Raw genomic sequence first — 516 nt, 5'->3', positions numbered from 1 at the left:
TCACTCTAGCGAGTGCTTATGTTCAGCTAGAAGATTACAAAAACGCGATTCCACCAGCTAAGCAAGCAATCGCTATGAGTAAAGAACCTAGTGAATCTTGGTATCAGCTACTGATGTCTGCGCACTATGAACTTAAGCAGTTCAAGAGCGTTGCGGGTGTATTGAAAATATTAACCACTAAATATCCAAAAAATAAGCGTTACTGGACTCAATTGTCTGGTATTTACATGGAGTTAGGCCAAGAGCGCAATTCTTTAGCGACTCTGGAAATGGTTTACAAAATGGGGAAACTAGAGGGTGAGAAAGAGTATCTTCGCTTTGTAAACTTCTTGGCATATCAAGGAATTCCTTACAAAGCTGCGAAAACTTTAGAAAAGGAAATGGCCGCGGGTAATATCGAGAAGTCCAAAGAGAATTTAGATAGACTAGCAAGTTTTTGGCAACAAGCTAAAGAACTAGACGATTCTATCATCGCTTACAAAAAATCGTATGACATGAATCCTACAGCGAAAACTC

General features: G+C 39.5%; 1 protein-coding gene. It reads left to right on the top strand.

Translation table 11 applies throughout. The features are described 5' to 3' along the window. The coding region (locus R7Q09_RS28425; RefSeq protein WP_411913138.1) for a tetratricopeptide repeat protein at window positions 1–516 on the top strand (516 nt) is incomplete at both ends.

This window comes from Vibrio sp. 2130-1, assembly GCF_033339515.1.
This window is presented reverse-complemented; position numbering and strand designations above follow the sequence as displayed.